Below are 16846 nucleotides of genomic sequence, written 5' to 3'. Positions count from 1 at the left end.
CTCCATTTTGCAGCCGCCAGGCGCGGGTAAAACCCAGGCTTCAATGCCAATTAGGGCCCTATTTTTCCTTCTGTGGCCGGCAATAGACCCACGCAGCCAGGAACAAAAAGGCAATGATATAGATGTTGGTGGTACCAAGGACATCCCCCTTGTTGGCGGTACTGCCCGGCAGATAGGGCGCACCCCACCCCTCGGCGGTGGTCCAAACGCCAAAGCTATAGGCGATGCCGACGGGAATGATCCAGCGGAGCTGCTTGCCACCGATCAGGAGGAAAAGAGCGATCACGCTCTCCGCCAGCGCCGCAAAAACGCCGAAGAGGAAAGGTCCCACGGCGTTGATGACGGTGATGAAAAAGTTGATATAGGCGGCAATCCATGCCGGCTCACCGGACAAGGCCTGCTGGAGATAACTGACAGCGTTATGCAGGAAAAAGGGCTGCCACTTCCAGAAGGCGTCGAAGGCCCAGAGCAGGCCGAAGAGTATTCGCGCGGTGTGCATGGCCGCAGGAGAAAGACGCCCGGGGCGCGTGCCAGACAGACTCCAGCAGTCCCAGGAACGGCTGGTAATGACAAAAACGAAAACCAGCGCGTAGATGATGGCGGTTCCCGGATCCGTGGCACCTTGGGTGTAGGGGCCGCCGAAGCCGCCAACGGTGCTCCATAGCCAGAGGTTGTAAAACACCCCGACGTAAGCAAAGAATGGCAAAAAGAGTCCGCTGATCAGGCTGACGGCGAGAAGCGCATCCAGCACAATAGTGATCCAGGCGACCAGGTTCGGGCCAACACTGGCCACCACAGATGCCATCCAGTGTCCATAAGCCATCACCCACGCGGGTTGCCCACTGACCCAGTCCGCACCGAAGGTACCGAGAAAATGCGCACGGTATGCCGGACTCAACTGCAGGGCGGTGTTGATCAGCCAGACGAACCCAAAAAGGATACGCACTGCAGCGAAGGCGCGTTGTTGCGGGGAATACTCGGCAATCGTGGGTTCCGCAGTAGTAGCGGTGGTCATTTATGCTCTCCTAAATTTTCGCAGCGACAGAATCTTCTGCATGATTACATAGAGCAAGCAAACTAGACAAAATCATAACATTCCATAACGTGGTTCCTCGACGTTTCATGTGGGTAGCCTCAGATCCAGCTTACCCAGAATCAGGTAGGCCATGTTGATGAAGTTCTTGTGCGTGCGGTAGCCACGGGCTTTGGCCTCGGCATGTTAGTCAGCGTCATCGGTAGAACAATCGTAAGCGTCCTGGCGTGAACACATGCCAGCGGGGCGATCGTCGACATACTGGCATGATTTATAACAAAAAGGACCGGCGATCGCCCACCAAGCAAGGTGTTCAAATGACTCGCTGATCTGGCAAGCATCCTGTTCATTTTATCGCGCTGACCGACATCCAGCTGGCCGATCTTCTGATACAGCGCCTGAACGTCCACGGACTCCTCAGGCTGGGTCTTTCCCCGCTCAAAAGCCGTGGCGGCATGGTCTACCAGCTGCCGACGCCAGGCGTTGATCATGGTGGGATGCACCCCAAACTCCTGAGCCAGCTCTGCCATTGTCTTGTCGTCCTGCAATGCCGCCAGAGCCACCTGCGCCTTGAACTCCGGCGTGTACTGCTTGCGTTTCCCCTTCATCTCCGACTCCTTGTTCAGAAGCCCAGAGCTTAAGTCCCTGTCCAACTTTTGGGTGCCACTTCACTCATTCTGCCACGAATCGATCGTTTGGGGAGGGTTCGGCTCCAGTGGATCGGCTTTTTTGCTATGGCGTTTAGCTTGATAACCCTTTCCCTCGCACTTTTGTCCCATCGGAGTTGGGCGGTTTTCCTGGGAGCCCGGGTGTACTGTCTCGGTATCGGCATGGGACCGGGCGTGACCGTATTTGCCTTTGCCGTTGAACTGTTTCCGACGGATTTAATCGGCAGCGCCTCGGGACTGGCGGCGGCTGTTGCCCGGATAGGCGCCTTGCTATCAGCCGTGGGCTTTCCGCTCATGGAGACCGGCGTCACCATTCCTGGTGTGCTGGCGATTCTGGCAGTATGCGCCATTGCAGCAGCATGGGTGACCTGGCACTACCAACTCGAGACCAAGGGGCTGAGTCTGGAGTACCTGGAAACCAGCACGAAGCCCTGACCTATGGTTCGACTGGAAAGCGGCCCAATGGGGCACCTCGATAAACCCCAAAAATCAGACCACACGGCATGAAGAAACCCGCCGAGGCTCAAAAATGGACTTTTTGAGCCGGTTTCTCATCCTGTTGTAGGATTTTTTCCTCTATTTCCTGACCTCTGGACGCATTACGCCCCCAGAAAGGCCAAACGGCGCATGTTGTAGACCACTACCATCATGCCCGCGGCGAAGGTGGCACGGGCCTGGCCGATGGTGCGGATCTGCTTGCCGCCCCACTGGTGGATGGCGGCAAAAACATGCTCTACGCGCGCTCGGACCTTCGCGATGCGTCGATTCCGTCGCTCCTGACAGGCAGAAAGCGCTTTGCCTGGCTTCGCTTTGCGCTGGATCTTCGGGCGATAGCCTTGCTCCCGTAGACGCTCTTCTCGCTCGCCACCCACATAGCCTTTGTCCGCATAAATCTCGGCACTGGTGTTCCATTCGTCGAGCGCGGCTTCCAGGTGCTGGGAATCGTGCACACTGGCCGTATCAGCCACCCAGGTGCGAATGAATTTGTGCTTGCGATCGACACTGACAGTGCACTTGTAGCCGTGGTAGGACTTCCCATGCTTCTTGGTCCAGCTGGCATCTACGTCTTTCTGCCGTCGCTTGGCCGGCTTCCAGCCGGCGGGCATGGCATCCTGCTCCAAGACTTCTTTCTCTACCCGGGTAAAATGCTGCTTGGGGGCAGGCACCAAGGTGGCATCCACGATCTGCCCCGCACGAGCCTCCAGGCCATGAGCACGAATCTGTCGGTCCAACTCGTTGAACAGGGCCGTGACTCCCTCTACCCCAATCCGATTCTCAAAGTTCCAGATTGTGGTCCGATCCGGAATATTGCGGGAATGCTCGAGGCCACAGAAGCGCCGGAAACTGCGACGATCCAGCAGTTGAAACTCGGTCTGCTCGTCAGAAAGGCCGTGCAAACGTTTGACCACCAAGACCCGAACCATCACCTCGGTAGGATAGGGAGGACGCCCACCCTTGGGTTGCTCTGGACGGGGAGCGATCTCCTCTACCGCTTGCGCTAAAGCAGCGAAATCGACCACCGCATTGATCTTCTGTAGCGGATCCCCAATGCTATCCGCCTTCTGGACGTAACCGTCATCTGCCAACAGATCGTTCGTCACCGCAGTCCTGCGAGCAATCATCCCGTCTATCCTGCTGCCATCTACCTGCCCACCATTTTACCAAAAACTCGGGCAGGATGGGGTTTTTCGAGGCGCCCATGAGACCCCGGAGGCTAAAAAATTGCCTTTTAGCTCCAGCTGGCCGATCTTCCGATCCAGCGCCTAAACGTCCATGGACTCCTCAGTCCGGGTCTTTCCCCGCCCGAATGCCGAGGTTGCATACTCTACCATCATATCGCCCTACCCACTCGAAATATCGAAGAGCCACAATTCAACAACCCTTCTCTATCCTCAAGAGCGAAATCTTTTCATGATCGTAGATCTCATAGCGCACGAGCAGCAACGTCGTGCAATAGGGCGGCTTTACCGCAGCAAGCACATCCCGTACCCGCGAATATGGACACACCAGGTACAGTGGCATATGACGAGCCAGCAAAGGCACCTTGTCTAAGTTCGGGAGGCGGTGTATGCGCATGGCGCCCTCTCCGGCATAGAACAGAAAATTGGGCTGGAACCATTGCCACGAGGCAAGACGGTAGGGCAATCCTTGCTGTATCTCCCTGATCCTTTCACCCATAGCGCGCGACGGCTTCAGGTGGTTGAATTCTGGGGTGTACTGAAATACCAGCAACGCGCTGAGTATAATCGCACCCGCTCCAAGACTGCTCAGAGCCGCCCGAAGTCTTCGTTTCCAGAGAAAGATCGTGGCCATCGCAGCTGCAATAGCATAGGGCAAGCCGATAAACGCGAGATTTGGGAGTTCTGGCTGCACTCTAGGCAGGACCCACCCGCCAAGAATGCTTAGGGTAACCCCGATCGTAAAGAGCACAAGATCAGATAGCCAGTAGAGAACCGGCGGACGGGTTTCGTGCTCTCGTAGCAATTGAACAAAATACACGGCGAGCAGTATGGCAAGAGGCGGATACACTTCCCAGACATAATTCGGTAGCTTCGTCGCAGAAAGACTGAAGAAGACTGACCAGACAGCGGCCCAGATCACTAAGAACAAGTTCTGAACATGAAATTCCCCATCCAGAAAGTACCTTTTTCTGATCGCCAAAACAAGAGTCTGGGGTAAAAAAATAGACCAGGGGAGCATTCCCAGGAAAATACTCAGCACATAGTAAAACCATGGTCCCCGGTGACCCTGCATGCTTGAGTCGAAGCGGCCAATGTTCTGCTGCAGTAGAAAGACCTGGTCCCAGGCCCAATGGGTCTCTATGCCAACAGCCACGTACCATGGCAGCACAATGATGAGAAAGAGAGGGATGCCGATATACAGCCGCCCTTCGTTCCAGAGAAACTGGAGATTTCTCTGGATCAGGAGGAAAAGCACGATGATGAGACCGGGCAGAAGAAAGCCTATCGGTCCCTTGTCCAGCGTGGCAAGGGCCATAGCAGCGTAAGAGAAAAGCAGGAACCGATAGTGGTTCTTGTCTCTCTCCACATAACCGGTGATGAAGAAAATCAGCGCTGCGGAAACCGTAAGGATGAGCAGCGGATCTGGTGTTGCACTGCGAAAGATGACGGTACTATGTAGCAGAGTGGCCGTGATGGAAGCTGCAAGTAATGCAATGGTAGGGTTATATAGCCGGCTGACATAGATCCATAACAACAGAATGAGCAGCGCACCAACGAAGGCCGAGCCCACACGCAGCCCTAATGAGTTCCAGCCAAAAACCTTCGTTCCACACCACATTAACCAGTAATTCAATATCGGCTTATCGGGCAAAATGTGACCGTTGAACGTAGGCACCACCAAATCGTGATGGGCAATCATTTCTTTAAGAGACTGAGCATAAATGGGTTCATCGATGTCCCACAGACTGGTATTGCCTGTTGCCCAGGAGAAATACAAAAAGGAGACGAGGAATATGATGATGGAGTATGTTACGATCGATAGCTTCTTCATGCGCCTTGATTAATCGTCCTTTCTATCTGTGCCACGCAGCCAAGTATTTTTTACGAGATAAATAGGTCGCTGCTTGCTCTCCTCGTAGATGCGGGAAATATATTCCCCAATTATACCCAAAGCCAACAATTGCACTCCACCTAGGAATAGAACTACCACCATGAGAGACGGGTAGCCCTTCACAGGATTACCGTAGACCAGTGTGCCGATCACCATGTAGATCGCATATAGGAAGGCGAGAATGGATACCATCAGCCCAAGATGGGCGGCAAGCCGCAAAGGCACTTGACTGAAGGAGGTAATCCCCTCCACCGCAAGATTCAACAGGCGCCGATAATTCCACTTGGTATTACCGGCATTTCGAGGCTCACGACGATAATATACTTGGGTCGTCCTAAACCCGACCCAGGCAAACAAACCCTTCATAAATCGGCGGCGCTCCGGGAGCATTTTGATAGCCTCGAGCACAGGCCGCGAAAGCAGACGGAAATCTCCGGTGTCCTCAGGAATGGCCACTTCGCTGATCCTATTGAGGATCCGATAGAAGACGTGGGCACTGGCGCGCTTTGCCCAGGATTCCCCATCCCGTGAAAGCCGCACGGCGTTGACCACTTCGTACCCCTCCTGCCACTTGGCTAGGAGCACGGGGATGAGCTCGGGCGGATCTTGGAGATCCGCATCCAGGGGAATGGCGCATTCGCCCCGCGCGTAATCCAGTCCTGCCGTTAGGGCCGCCTCCTTGCCGAAGTTGCGGGAGAGGTCGATCACTACGATGCGGGGATCTTTCTCGTGCAGCGTGAGGAGCCGCTCTAGCGTATCGTCTTTGCTCCCATCGTTGATACAGACCATTTCCCAAGATTTCCCGGATTCATCCATAACAGCCCGGACACGTCCATAGAGAGTGGACAGATTTGCGGCCTCGTCGTGGCAGGGTACCACGAGAGAAACTTCGGGTCGGCTATTGGTCATTTGACTCGCGTCAGTTGCGCTAGATGAGATCGGCTATCAAATTGTGATCCTTCGATGTTACACATCTGCAGAAAATGCCTGAGATAAAACTGGCGCTGTACCCGGATTTGTCGAAAAACCAGAGTAGACCTCCCAGGTGAGGTGTTTTTCTTGCCTTTTAATTCAAACAACCCCCAGTTGCCAGAACTCTGAACGCAATGCTTCCCATCGTACCACACCCAATCGTTCCGTGCGCGCCAAATTGTCGACGGCGGACACCAGGGTACAATGCGGACGAACCCGTTCCAATCCACGGAATCACGTTTTACGCATTCCCCCACGGTCTTCATCCAGCCAAAGATGGATTCGATCCCCTTGCGTACACGAATGCCGATGCTGTACGCGACGTCACGAGTGGTGTGCCCGTCCATGGCGGATCCTTTGTATTTGCGAGACACATGCGGGGGTTCCGGCAGGAACTTACTGATGGCGCTAATCCGAAAATGGAAGGGCGTCGATAAGAAATTCGTGATCCCGGACCGCAGCACTCTGGGCAGAGTTCCGGGATTCTTTACCGAAACTGGAGAGACGCTGGGTGCGACGGGCAAATCCATAACCTGCAGCGAGACCCCATAAACGATCCGCAGAGAAGAAAAAGTAAACCCCCTAGACGTTGCGAAAAAACGTGCCATTTCTTGAGTGAGTTTATATCGCAAAACTCCTCGGGAGTTCAGCCTCTGCAAAAAACAGAGGCAGGACTCCTTGGCTAATTGGCTCAATCCTTAGTGCCGCCAGACACCAGCCCATGGTGGCGGCCCTCGCCGCGGTGCTGGTGCGTAGTAGACCGGCGCCGCAGGTTCATACACGACGGCAGGCGGTGGGGGTGGCGCATATACTACGGGCGGAGGGGGTGCGTAGTATTCGGGTGCGGCATAATAAGCCCCCTGGTTGCTTACCTCCGCACTCAATCCTGGCAGCCCCAACCCCAAGGTGAAACCCAAGCCGTCTCCGTCATCATCATCTGCATAGGCCCCACTTGCACTAAGCAGCAACAATGCTGCTGTAATCAGAGCCATCCAACTTCTCGATTTATTCTTGTTCATTGTTGAACCTCCTTTTTCAAAGAGTCTCACGAAAAGACATATTGTACCCCCAAGCCAATACCGTAATCCGGACTGCCATTGGTTAAGCCTTTATCCACAAACAGCTGGATCCCTGAGCCTGCGGAAGTGAGATTATAGTTCCAGGCTAGGATTAGATCAGCTGGCCCACTGTAGCCGGGCTGTTCTGATTGCGCTCCAGAAAACATCGCCGTGAAAATATTTCGCGGGGTGACTTCAAAGCTGGATCCAAGATTGTAAGTCCAGATGTTTTGCAGATTATCGCCGGGAGGATTGCCCACAATCCGATAGGCCAGGTGCGCGAATGGAAAGATGCGCGTGCCTATGTTGTCATTCAAGCCGACCCCAAACTCATAGTCGTTTCGTCCCGTGCCCAGCCCTTGGGCTGCCGAAGCAGTGCCAAGCTTCACCTTCGCGAAGGGCACAACCGAAGGGACCAGCCCTTGGTTTTGGATCGCAGTATAGTGAGCTGCCAGCCAGATGTCCCCTATGCCACTTGCGCTATGCGTTCCTGTGTTGGTTTGACCCCTACTGGCGATTCCGCCGCCTGAGAGAGTGGCGCCATTAGGTAAACCTGACACGGACAGTTCGGGAACGGTAAGTTTTAGCCGAAGTGTGGAATTCTGGTACTGAAAGTAGGTAGAGTTATAGAAAATATTAAGGTTGCTATTGGTTCCGAAGGAGCCTTGATAGAAGGCTGGCAAATCTCCGATGGTAAACTGACCGGAGGCCTGCGCGGATCCCCACGCCAAGGCAGGAGATGCAATCAGTAGACAGAGACCCGTTTTGTATTTGCGCATTCGAGATCCTCAAAAACGGAAGGAGCTCCAGAGGGCATGTCCTCTGGAGCGAGCACGTCAGTGGCTGAAATGCGGCACCTGAATGTGTGGCCTTTGAATATTCGGGCGCTCTATGTTAGGACGCATAATCATGGGACGAGCCATCATTCCATGCGGATGCATCGCACCGGGTCCAAAGTGATTGCCCCGCATCATACCGTCGTTATCGACGTAACCGTGCCGATGCTGCTGGACTTGGTTGTATGCCTGTGGGTTCCCAGGCATTGCCGGGGTGGCTGGATTTCCGGGACCATTAGGCTGTGCGGGGGTGGCTGCATACGAACGGGCTGGATAGGGAGGGTTCGTGGGCATAGGAGTTGGTGTGCCGGCCGGCTGAGTGGGCACCGAACCCCCAGGTGGCGGTGGGGGCATGGCTCCAGGGGTGGGAGCAGTTCCTCCTGGCGGTGGTGGAGGCAATGCCGCAGCGGCATAACCTGCAGTCATCGCAAGACCTATTCCAAAAAATGCTGACGCAAGAGCTTTATTCATGGGTGATCGTCCTCCGTTCGAGTTACCGCCAAGGAATTCAAGCATGAACTATGCCAGATGTGGCCGCAAGTGTTTATCATGGGACAGCATTCGTCGCATGTACTCAAATGGCGACGGTCGTGCATTCATCTGACGGACAACACGCGCAATCACCTTGCACTGCGCCAGTTAGCTTCATGTCTACTTGTCGTCATATCGTGACAGCGGGGAGCTAGTGCCTCTGAGCCTAGAGCAAACCCAACAAATACCCTGCACCGCCCCAAAAGCTGACCCAGGTCACGGCACCGAGAACATTCCAGAGGTAGAAGTCTCGTAATGGAACTTCTGCAGATCCGGAAATATATCCCTGAAGCTGTCGCAGTGGCACCACAAAACGCCCAAAGAGGACCACAATGCTGCCGTATTTCTCGAGGAATCGATGAGTTTTCTGTAAACGATCAGGTGTCACACCAATCCATTTCCCGTGTTTGCGTAGCCAGGAGATGCCCACTCGGTCCGCAAGAAAATACGCGAGAAACCAACCCAGGGAGGTGCCAGCAACGGCGAGAAGGAAAAGCAAGCCCGGATTCAGCGTTCCTTGCGCGGCCAGAAAACCAGAAGCGATCAGAAAGGTCTCCCCGGGAGCAAAGATTACTCCTGCACTCTCGATCAGCAGACTGCCAAACACCATCCAGACGCCGTATTGACCAACAACTCCAGCCCCTGCCTGCACGGTGGCGTGAAGTTCCTGCAGGTATGCCATTGCCTCATGATGCAACCATTGCACGATGTATCGTCATCCTTGCTGTACTGCCCGTTTCTGGGCGGAGATTTTGGGTAACCAATGATCCGTGGCAAAGTCTGGGAGTCTCTGCAATCGCTCTAGCGCCGCGTAGGCCGCTTTGGGATTGTCTTTGCGTAGCCACAGAGTGGCTTGTTTCTCGGAGGCAAGAATCGCACGATCCGCGGTCCTACGCCCCCACCAGCGAGCAAGCCCAGAAAACAGTCCAGAGGGCGGGTTTTCTGCAGCATGCAGCATCATTTTGTAGGTATGAGGATGCTCTAGTCCGCCGATTCCAACCAAGGTCAGCCAGAGCCTTTCTGCGGTAGTGAGCGGATCAAGCCAAACCGGGCTGACTGCGACACATCGAGCTTCTCTGCCAACAATCGCCGTGAGGTAGGGTGCATCCGGAATGTGCGCGACGTGCGCAATCGTTTTGCTACGATCGAGGTAAATGCTGGTTTTCGTCCCCGATAAACGGCGCGCCTGCGCAAAGATCCTTCGAGTCGCGGGCGACGGCTGAACCGCGTTCCTGCGCAACCAATGGCACGCACCTCTGGATGAGATGATGACATGCGCGGATACCGTAGTGCTACCCATTCCAGCGGATAGGCCCAAAACCGCGGCCAATACCAGCGGCCATTTCCAGGAAGATTCTGTCAAGACTTTCTCCATGCGAATGATTCTTCCCAAAAGATAACGCCCCGGATCTATACGAGAAACGGGGACGGTTTCCGAGGCTATCTGGGTGGTGGTCCTCCCGGTGGTGGTCCTCCCGGTGGTGGTCCTCCCGGTGGTGGTCCTCCCGGTGGTGGTCCTCCCGGTGGTGGTCCTCCCGGTGGTGGTCCTCCCGGTGGTGGTCCTCCCGGTGGTGGTCCTCCCGGCGGTGGCCCTCCCGGCGGTGGCCCTCCCGGCGGTGGCCCTCCCGGCGGTGGCCCTCCCGGCGGTGGCCCTCCCGGCGGTGGCCCTCCCGGTGGTGGTCCTCCCGGCGGTGGTCCTCCCGGCGGTGGTCCTCCCGGTGGTGGTCCTCCCGGTGGTGGTCCTCCCGGTGGTGGTCCTCCCGGCGGTGGTCCTCCCGGCGGTGGTCCTCCCGGTGGTGGTCCTCCCGGCGGTGGTCCTCCCGGCGGTGGTCCTCCCGGTGGTGGTCCTCCCGGCGGTGGTCCTCCCGGCGGTGGTCCTCCCGGTGGTGGTCCTCCCGGTGGTGGTCCTCCCGGCGGTGGTCCTCCCGGCGGTGGTCCTCCCGGTGGTGGTCCTCCCGGTGGTGGCGGTGGGGGTGCCCCTGGAGGAGGTGGCGGTGGCGGAGGAATCCCCAAGCCCGCGAAATATGCCCCAGGAGGCGGGGGTGGCGGCGCACCTGCCGGAGGTGGCGGGGGCGGTGGAGCCCCTGGAGGAGGTGGAGGTGGCGGCGCTGGGTAGTACTCATAGTAGTACTGGGGGTAGTAGTACCACATGAGATACTGCGCATAGAGCGGCTGCGGATAATATTCCTCATATACTGGAGGCGGCGCCCAGAAACTGTACTGCGGGTAGTTGGAGAACCCTATGGTGTACCCTGGCCCACCCAAATCGAGGCTGAAATTCAACGGGTCGGCGTGCGCAACTGCAACCCAGCCAAGACTCGATACGAGCAACAGCGAGAGCAAGGATTTCTTCGGCGGCAACATGAAAGACTCCTTATTCCATCACGGAACGCTTAAAACGCCGCCCCAATTCCGACCGTGCCCCGCAACAGGTTGGGAGCGCCGGCTTGGGTGAAGTCATCATCGTGCAGGCCCACAAAGAAATTCAGATTGGCAACTAGAGGATAATAGGCGGTCACCCCCAACTGCAGCAGATTCGAGGATCGGTTATACCGCAGGGGCGGAAAGCCTGTGACGTGGCTGGTTTCCGAGACACCCCCCAGATATCCCAGATACCCGGTTACGTTCGCAAAAGGTAAGGAAGCTGCGGCGTACAAACCACCGCCAAGGTTGTCGAGGCTCTGAGACGATTGGGAATTCAGATACGCATCGTTCTGCGAGAATCGGTTGTATTCGTAGCCCAGATACGGTCCGACTGCGAGAATCGGGCTTGCTGGGAAGAGGTAACCGATTTTCAGACCAAAGGTATTGCTGTCACCGCTCGTATCTCCTTGATCGGCTGTACCGAATTGATGGCGATACTTGGCGGTACCGAAAAGTCCATTCGAAAACAGGCTTCCCCGCACACCGAGGCCGCCGGTAGTGTTGCCATACTGGTTGGTAGTGCCCTGGACATTGCCGGACACGTCGGCCTGATTCATGACCGAGTAAATAGAGGCCTCTGCCGTTGCGGTAGCAGCGAGCAGACCGGTGCCAATCAATACTGCGAACAACCGATTTCTTTTCATGGGATCACTCCTGTTTCACGGCTTGTGAGCAAGGTCAGCAATCCTCGTGCCAACCGCAAAACGCCCTTCCTTTTCGTGGGGATACCGCGGCAAACAGTGTAACCCCTTGGTCACTTCCCCCAGAACTGTCGCCTGAAGGAGACGAGATCAGCCCCGATCGGCCTGGGGAGTGGCATCTCAGCGTTGAAGATGCGAGAGTTTCGCAGCCTGGCAGCGGATTTTACGGATTGGCATCTTTCCTGCTTGGGTTTGCAGAGTACGATAGGGAGGCAGCAATGAATAGCAAGCTTCACAGCCGTATAGTTCTTTGGGGAATCCCATTGGTCTTCTGGGCCGTTTTCGCCACAAGCCTCAGCAGCGCGCGGGCCGATACGCTCAGTTTGGCTTTGGGAGTACCCTCTGCCAGTGTCTGGGTACAACCTGCAGGAGGGGACCTGTATACCGATGGCTACGGTCCGGCATATTCCTGGCGGGCGTATCGGAGAGAGGCGCATTGGGAGCGGCGCTGGGAGAAGCGTCAGCGTAAGGCGGAACATCGCTACTGGAAGGCGCGCCGTAAATATTACAAGAGGATGTACAAAGCAGAGCGCAAGTACGACCGCTCGATCTATGGGTATTGAAGGAGAACACGAATGAACATTGATGGGCGCAAACGCAAGGGCGTGAGGCTAGTTGGCTGGTTGACCCTCCTCGGGCTGAGCCTGGGGCTCACGGGTTGTTACGCAGAAGTTTCACCGCCGCCTCCGGGTCCCGGAGGAGTTTACGGGCCACCGCCACCACCCCCTCCGCCCGGGCCAGGGGCTCCTCCGCCACCACCACCGGGTCCGCCACCACCGCCTCCCGGATACTACAACTGATGGAGGAAGCGCTTCTGCGGCGACGAATCGGTTCTAACCTCTGCCCGCCGTAGAAACGTTTCAACGGTTTTCGCGTAGGTGACGGCAGATGGTGGAGGCGGTTCTCCCGAGGCTACCCGGGTGGGGCCGGCGTTATACGCCTCCAATGCCAAGGTCAGGTTTCCATGAAAGAGCTTGAGGAGGCTTTGCAGAAACTGCGCCCCACCCAGAATGTTCTGTTGCACTTGCCAGGGGTTGACGTGCAAAACCGTCCATGCGGTGGCTGGCATCAGCTGCATGGGGCCAATGGCCCCAGCAGCACTGACTGCCCCTGCCCGCCCTCGACTCTCCACATAGACCACAGCGGCCAGAAGAGCTGGCGAAAGACCCGTCTTGTGGGATGCCAGCCGGATTGGCGCTACAAGGGATCCCGCCAAGCGATGCCAGGCTTGATTCCGCTCCGACACCATCACTTTCCATTGCAACACAACAGGGATACCGGGCGGGGCGGGTTGCAAGGATTGGGGGAGAAAAACGAATAGCGGCAGCAGAACGAGTCCCTGGATCCATCGATCCCGCTGACGAAGTCTGCCCAGGCGCATGGTGATCAATCCCGAGCGCAAGAGGGACTCGTGGGGACTGATTCCCCGCAGACGCGATCAAAAACGGACTGTACATTTGCCGCCAGTTTGTGAAGGACAGGATTTAGCGCCCTATCTCCGGGATCTTTACTCCACACCACGGGTATTGTGGTGTATACCCAGACTCCCGGTGGCCCCTCTCGCAGAAGCCACCGTACCGGAAGAAACATCGCCAGCGCCTCTGACCGGTGAAAGAAGGTCCGGGAAATCCCAGGAAAATCCCAGAACATCACGAGAGAGTCGTTGGCAGGTCGGGCTGCCTTCCCTGACTCATCACACGGAGGGGCATACACATAGAGGAGATCAGCTCCCAGACAGCTCATCTCTGTAATCACCGAGCCTTCGACATCATTGATGGATCGTGGCACCTGACCCGCCAGCTGTAAACCCTCGAATGGGTGATTCATCATTGTCTATTTTGTGACAGCAATGCCCCGGCGGCAGCTCCGGCTGCGCCGCCGACGGCAGCACCCACGGCGGGACTCCCGCCAACCACGGCACCCATCACTGCACCGCCAGCCGCACCGATCGCCCCGCCACTCAAAGCAGATTGTTGGGTGGGCGTCATATTCGCGCAACCCGTGAGAGCCGTCAGGCACAGTGCGAAAAAGCAAGCCTTGCGACCATTGAAGCTAATCCGCAAGGTGGAAGACTGAGGCCGCTCTAGACCTCGTGATTTGGCAAACGAAGACATGGTGTACCCTCCCGCTTGTTGAGACAGCTTGAATAGCAGCATGTTTCGTGCCAAGAGGAAAGATGCAACAATTATCCGATGAACAGCAGAATTGGCGGCCAATATGCGAAGACTGACTGTAGCCAGATACCTACAGTAGCGAGACGACACTGATGATTTACCCTCACGCGTTGCGTCGGATACTTCAAATCACCATTGTGCTTCTCTTGCTGATACCGCTCTCCGGATGTCTGGCTCTCATTGCACTCAATGGTGCGGGAACTGTTGCCTATTACAATCTGCCGAAGAAGGATCGCCCCTCGTTGCACATTGGGAAATAGGGAGAGTGCCATTTTGTTTCAAATTGATGTGATATAACGCTATCTATAGGCAAATTATTCAACACGTTGAATGACCGCTTTCAGTCTGAATTTGCCATTCTCCGCATTCGATAATATCTCCGCAAGCCCCGTAGGTGCAATGTTCCCGCAGAGCTGCCATAGTTGGCACATCATCCAGCTTTGAGAAAAAAATCAACGTGCACGGCATCGTACGGTAAAATAAAACCCGCCGCCCGGCGCTCGATGACCCCCGCATCCAACAGTGCATGAACATCCATATGGACAGATTTCACGGCGCGCCCCGTCCGCCGTGCGATCTCACGTAACGCCAGCGGACCGGCGCCCACCATGACCTTCAGGAGTTCCCACCGCTTTGCGGTCAAAACCTTCCAGAGCAGCTCGGGAGAATCAAAGCTGATAGAGGTCTCGGTCGGCACCAAGTCCTCCATAGCCTGCGCGGCGTTCGCTAGACTGTCGCGCAGGGGGCGGACCTCAATCGTCAGGGTGTTCATCATTCCACCTCGCAATATCCTCAAAGAAATCGGCCATCAACTGGCGCGGGCTGGAGAATCGGTAGACCTCTTCCGTACCGCCCACGTGCCGATGGTCTCCTTTCCCAGCCTCGTTGTCGTAGCGCAGAACGCAGTCACCAAGGACCACATAGGCAAGCCGATATTTGAACGAGTGAGCGCTGCCTGGTACCGGGTTAGCAACATGCCAGACCACGATCTCGGCGAAGCGCGTCTCCGAAAGAACGACTCGGCGTTGAGCCAGTTTTGTGGCCTTCATGGGCTAAGAGTAGCCATGGGCAGCATTGTTGGCAAGGGAACCAACACCAAATGGTCGGAGACGGTGGATCCGATTCTGGATCCCTCTCGGTAGCGAAGAAACTTGCGCGCTTAGCGACAACTTGCCCAAACTGGGTTCACGCTACCAGCGGAGTCCGTGATCTTGCGCGGGACTCTCTTCAGAGACCCATCGGGGAATATTCCGGACGCCGGCAACCTGCGCATCGCGATACGGCGATAATCCCCAGTCCGTCGTTTGCTCCCGGAGGCCTCTTCGGGCACCATCCTATCCTTCACCGTCATCCTCTGTGGAGGGCTCATCCGTCCCGATACCGCCTATACCCAGGAACTCCTGCAGCTCGATCCCCTGGCCGATCACTGCCGCATGACCTTCCTGATCGCCACCTGCGCGTTTCCCTTCGATGTGGCCCGCTCATTGGAGTTGGCATTATTCCGGACCTACGCCGTTCCACGGATATCCGCGCTGCTGCGCAGCACGGGTGAGCTCACAGAACGGACCCGAAAACGCTATGACGACACCGATCTCTTGCTCAGCGAGATCATCGAGCACGGCTACAATAGCCCACGGGGAAAGGCCGCCATCGCCAATATCAATAGCCAACATGCACGCTATCCCATTCGGAATGAAGACTATCTCTATGTGCTGTCCACCTTCGTCTACGAACCGATCCGCTGGATAGACCGCTATGGGTACCGCGCCCTGCAGGAAAGCGAACGACTGGCCTGGTTCTACTTTTGGCATGCCGTCGGTGAGCGCATGCATATTCAAGACATCCCTATGGACTATGGGGAGTTCGAGCGGTTCAACATCGCCTATGAAAGCGCACGATTCCGCCTTGCTCAGTCCAACCGCGACGTTGCCCGGCAGACCTCCGATCTGCTGCTCGGATTCTATCTGCCCCGCGCTCTTTTTGCGCTGGGCCGCCCCGCCATCCATGCCTTGCTCGATGCACCCCTGCTATCCGCCTTAGGCATCCCGCCTCAACCAGCCTGGTTGAGATGGTCACTGACTCAAGCGCTGCGCGTGCGAGGAAAAGTTGCTGCCGCCTTGCCACTACACCAAAGACCTGTTTTACGCACGCGATTACGTCGACCAAGCTACCCTACGGGCTACACTCTCGACGAACTTGGTCCGAGGTAAGTCGACGACACTGAAAATGGGGGATTTGCCACTGTCATGTCATTGTTTACACGAAGTGCTCTGCAACTAAAAGAAAAGCAAATGCAATTGCAGCGCCGGGATCCGTATTTGCGCAGTACGATCATCACCGTCCTGGTTCTCATCGCGTATTTCATGGGCTATGGCCTTGATGAACTGGTACCCACCCATGTCACGGCAGCAGTCATTGGCGCATTATGGTCAGCGGTCACGGTCTTGGCCGTCTTCAAGGATCACTGGCAGGAAACACGATCCAGTTTTTGGGCCACCTTGATCTCAGGCATCCTGGGGGCCTTTGCCGCGGTGATTTATCTAATTTACTTTCCGCCAAACATGGGATCCTTGGCCGTGGTGATAGGTCTATCCTTACTACTCAGCCAAATATTAGGGTTTGCTGATCGCGGGCGGCAGGTCGTATCGACGCTACTGCTGATCGTGATTTTCTCCCATTTGAATACTAGCCCTCCATGGCTGAATGCTACCATGCGGATGGGCGAGGTTCTGCTTGGGGCTATGGTAGGACTTTTTGGCGGATACATGTTACATGTACTGCCGGTAATCAGGGAAAAATAGCAGCGTTAGCTGTCGTTCAGTCTTAGCGCTTACTCTGCCAAAACACCTTTCTTACGGGGCGTAAAGACGTCGGTA

At 56.2% G+C, this 16846-nt stretch carries 18 protein-coding genes and 2 pseudogenes; 5 read left to right on the top strand and 15 right to left on the bottom strand.

From position 1 onward, the window contains the following. Positions 1–58 precede the first annotated feature (58 nt). Both ACAty_RS01025 and ACAty_RS16715 read right to left on the bottom strand, forming a co-directional pair. The gene (locus ACAty_RS01025) at positions 59–1015 is read right to left on the bottom strand and encodes a hypothetical protein (protein WP_004870068.1); all 957 of its coding nucleotides are present in this window, start codon (positions 1013–1015) and stop codon (positions 59–61) included. Positions 1016–1482: 467 nt separating this feature from the next. After that, positions 1483–1641, bottom strand: a pseudogene (locus ACAty_RS16715) (transposase); the annotation flags it as partial. Between the two features lie 48 nt (positions 1642–1689). Here ACAty_RS16715 and ACAty_RS01015 point away from each other — a divergent pair. Continuing rightward, positions 1690–2136: an MFS transporter gene (locus ACAty_RS01015; protein WP_082179227.1), complete on the top strand. Its 447-nt coding sequence runs from the start codon at positions 1690–1692 to the stop codon at positions 2134–2136. A 164-nt stretch (positions 2137–2300) separates the two neighbouring features. Here ACAty_RS01015 and ACAty_RS01010 read toward each other — a convergent pair whose 3' ends face one another. The 7 genes and pseudogenes from ACAty_RS01010 to ACAty_RS15720 all read right to left on the bottom strand — a co-directional run bounded on the left by ACAty_RS01010 (position 2301) and on the right by ACAty_RS15720 (position 10034). Then, a complete protein-coding gene (locus tag ACAty_RS01010) occupies positions 2301–3320 on the bottom strand; it encodes an IS5 family transposase (protein WP_169737323.1) in 1020 nt (339 codons plus the stop codon). Between the two features lie 253 nt (positions 3321–3573). Then, positions 3574–5214, bottom strand: a complete 1641-nt coding sequence (locus ACAty_RS01005; protein WP_004870060.1) for an ArnT family glycosyltransferase — start codon at positions 5212–5214, stop codon at positions 3574–3576. A 9-nt stretch (positions 5215–5223) separates the two neighbouring features. After that, positions 5224–6183: a glycosyltransferase family 2 protein gene (locus ACAty_RS01000; RefSeq protein ID WP_038471432.1), complete on the bottom strand. Its 960-nt coding sequence runs from the start codon at positions 6181–6183 to the stop codon at positions 5224–5226. A gap of 162 nt (positions 6184–6345) precedes the next feature. Further along, positions 6346–6626, bottom strand: a pseudogene (locus ACAty_RS16325) (transposase); the annotation flags it as partial. A gap of 665 nt (positions 6627–7291) precedes the next feature. Continuing rightward, positions 7292–8083 (bottom strand): hypothetical protein, encoded by a 792-nt coding sequence (locus ACAty_RS00990; RefSeq protein WP_038471426.1) that lies wholly within the window; start codon positions 8081–8083, stop codon positions 7292–7294. A 754-nt stretch (positions 8084–8837) separates the two neighbouring features. After that, positions 8838–9377, bottom strand: coding sequence for a DedA family protein (locus ACAty_RS00980; protein WP_014002098.1), 540 nt, complete (start codon positions 9375–9377; stop codon positions 8838–8840). A 9-nt stretch (positions 9378–9386) separates the two neighbouring features. Then, the gene (locus ACAty_RS15720; RefSeq protein WP_141738383.1) at positions 9387–10034 is read right to left on the bottom strand and encodes a hypothetical protein; all 648 of its coding nucleotides are present in this window, start codon (positions 10032–10034) and stop codon (positions 9387–9389) included. A gap of 85 nt (positions 10035–10119) precedes the next feature. On the opposite strand from ACAty_RS15720, the gene ACAty_RS16195 reads away from it, so the two are divergent. Further along, positions 10120–10824, top strand: coding sequence for a hypothetical protein (locus tag ACAty_RS16195; protein ID WP_004870052.1), 705 nt, complete (start codon positions 10120–10122; stop codon positions 10822–10824). Positions 10825–11064: 240 nt separating this feature from the next. On the opposite strand, the gene ACAty_RS00970 is transcribed toward ACAty_RS16195, so the two are convergent. Continuing rightward, complete coding sequence (locus tag ACAty_RS00970) at positions 11065–11739, bottom strand: hypothetical protein (RefSeq protein WP_051620700.1); 675 nt, start codon at positions 11737–11739, stop codon at positions 11065–11067. A 275-nt stretch (positions 11740–12014) separates the two neighbouring features. Between ACAty_RS00970 and ACAty_RS00965 the strand changes: the two genes are divergently transcribed. After that, positions 12015–12359, top strand: coding sequence for a hypothetical protein (locus ACAty_RS00965; protein WP_038471420.1), 345 nt, complete (start codon positions 12015–12017; stop codon positions 12357–12359). Between the two features lie 88 nt (positions 12360–12447). Here ACAty_RS00965 and ACAty_RS16595 read toward each other — a convergent pair whose 3' ends face one another. The 5 genes from ACAty_RS16595 to ACAty_RS15065 all read right to left on the bottom strand — a co-directional run bounded on the left by ACAty_RS16595 (position 12448) and on the right by ACAty_RS15065 (position 15019). Continuing rightward, positions 12448–12570 (bottom strand): hypothetical protein, encoded by a 123-nt coding sequence (locus ACAty_RS16595; protein ID WP_014002093.1) that lies wholly within the window; start codon positions 12568–12570, stop codon positions 12448–12450. Between the two features lie 16 nt (positions 12571–12586). Further along, positions 12587–13045: a lytic transglycosylase domain-containing protein gene (locus tag ACAty_RS14760; RefSeq protein WP_226823019.1), complete on the bottom strand. Its 459-nt coding sequence runs from the start codon at positions 13043–13045 to the stop codon at positions 12587–12589. 577 nt (positions 13046–13622) lie between these two features. Then, positions 13623–13784: a YMGG-like glycine zipper-containing protein gene (locus ACAty_RS16710; RefSeq protein WP_206743975.1), complete on the bottom strand. Its 162-nt coding sequence runs from the start codon at positions 13782–13784 to the stop codon at positions 13623–13625. 616 nt (positions 13785–14400) lie between these two features. Next, positions 14401–14745: an HVO_A0114 family putative DNA-binding protein gene (locus ACAty_RS00955; protein ID WP_226823167.1), complete on the bottom strand. Its 345-nt coding sequence runs from the start codon at positions 14743–14745 to the stop codon at positions 14401–14403. Further along, positions 14723–15019 (bottom strand): toxin-antitoxin system TumE family protein, encoded by a 297-nt coding sequence (locus ACAty_RS15065; RefSeq protein WP_077272838.1) that lies wholly within the window; start codon positions 15017–15019, stop codon positions 14723–14725. The genes ACAty_RS00955 and ACAty_RS15065 overlap by 23 nt, the downstream gene beginning before the upstream one ends. A gap of 255 nt (positions 15020–15274) precedes the next feature. Between ACAty_RS15065 and ACAty_RS00945 the strand changes: the two genes are divergently transcribed. Both ACAty_RS00945 and ACAty_RS00940 read left to right on the top strand, forming a co-directional pair. After that, positions 15275–16180, top strand: coding sequence for an oxygenase MpaB family protein (locus ACAty_RS00945; protein ID WP_004870041.1), 906 nt, complete (start codon positions 15275–15277; stop codon positions 16178–16180). A gap of 36 nt (positions 16181–16216) precedes the next feature. After that, positions 16217–16771 (top strand): FUSC family protein, encoded by a 555-nt coding sequence (locus ACAty_RS00940; RefSeq protein ID WP_014002087.1) that lies wholly within the window; start codon positions 16217–16219, stop codon positions 16769–16771. The last annotated feature ends 75 nt before the right edge of the window (positions 16772–16846 follow it).

Origin of the sequence: Acidithiobacillus caldus ATCC 51756 (assembly GCF_000175575.2) — a bacterium.
GTDB classification, from domain to species: domain Bacteria; phylum Pseudomonadota; class Gammaproteobacteria; order Acidithiobacillales; family Acidithiobacillaceae; genus Acidithiobacillus_A; species Acidithiobacillus_A caldus.
Note: the sequence above shows the minus strand (reverse complement) of the source record. Positions and strands in the feature narration are given on the sequence as shown.

Excerpts from the sequence above, each read along its gene's own strand:
- ACAty_RS01025 (WP_004870068.1), bottom strand. The coding sequence starts at position 1,015 with ATGACCACCGCTACTACTGCGGAACCCACGATTGCCGAGTATTCCCCG.
- ACAty_RS01005 (WP_004870060.1), bottom strand. The coding sequence starts at position 5,214 with ATGAAGAAGCTATCGATCGTAACATACTCCATCATCATATTCCTCGTC.
- ACAty_RS01000 (WP_038471432.1), bottom strand. The coding sequence starts at position 6,183 with ATGACCAATAGCCGACCCGAAGTTTCTCTCGTGGTACCCTGCCACGAC.
- ACAty_RS00990 (WP_038471426.1), bottom strand. The coding sequence starts at position 8,083 with ATGCGCAAATACAAAACGGGTCTCTGTCTACTGATTGCATCTCCTGCC.
- ACAty_RS00970 (WP_051620700.1), bottom strand. The coding sequence starts at position 11,739 with ATGAAAAGAAATCGGTTGTTCGCAGTATTGATTGGCACCGGTCTGCTC.
- ACAty_RS00965 (WP_038471420.1), top strand. The coding sequence starts at position 12,015 with ATGAATAGCAAGCTTCACAGCCGTATAGTTCTTTGGGGAATCCCATTG.
- ACAty_RS14760 (WP_226823019.1), bottom strand. The coding sequence starts at position 13,045 with ATGGTGTCGGAGCGGAATCAAGCCTGGCATCGCTTGGCGGGATCCCTT.
- ACAty_RS16710 (WP_206743975.1), bottom strand. The coding sequence starts at position 13,784 with ATGACGCCCACCCAACAATCTGCTTTGAGTGGCGGGGCGATCGGTGCG.
- ACAty_RS00955 (WP_226823167.1), bottom strand. The coding sequence starts at position 14,745 with ATGATGAACACCCTGACGATTGAGGTCCGCCCCCTGCGCGACAGTCTA.
- ACAty_RS15065 (WP_077272838.1), bottom strand. The coding sequence starts at position 15,019 with ATGAAGGCCACAAAACTGGCTCAACGCCGAGTCGTTCTTTCGGAGACG.
- ACAty_RS00940 (WP_014002087.1), top strand. The coding sequence starts at position 16,217 with ATGTCATTGTTTACACGAAGTGCTCTGCAACTAAAAGAAAAGCAAATG.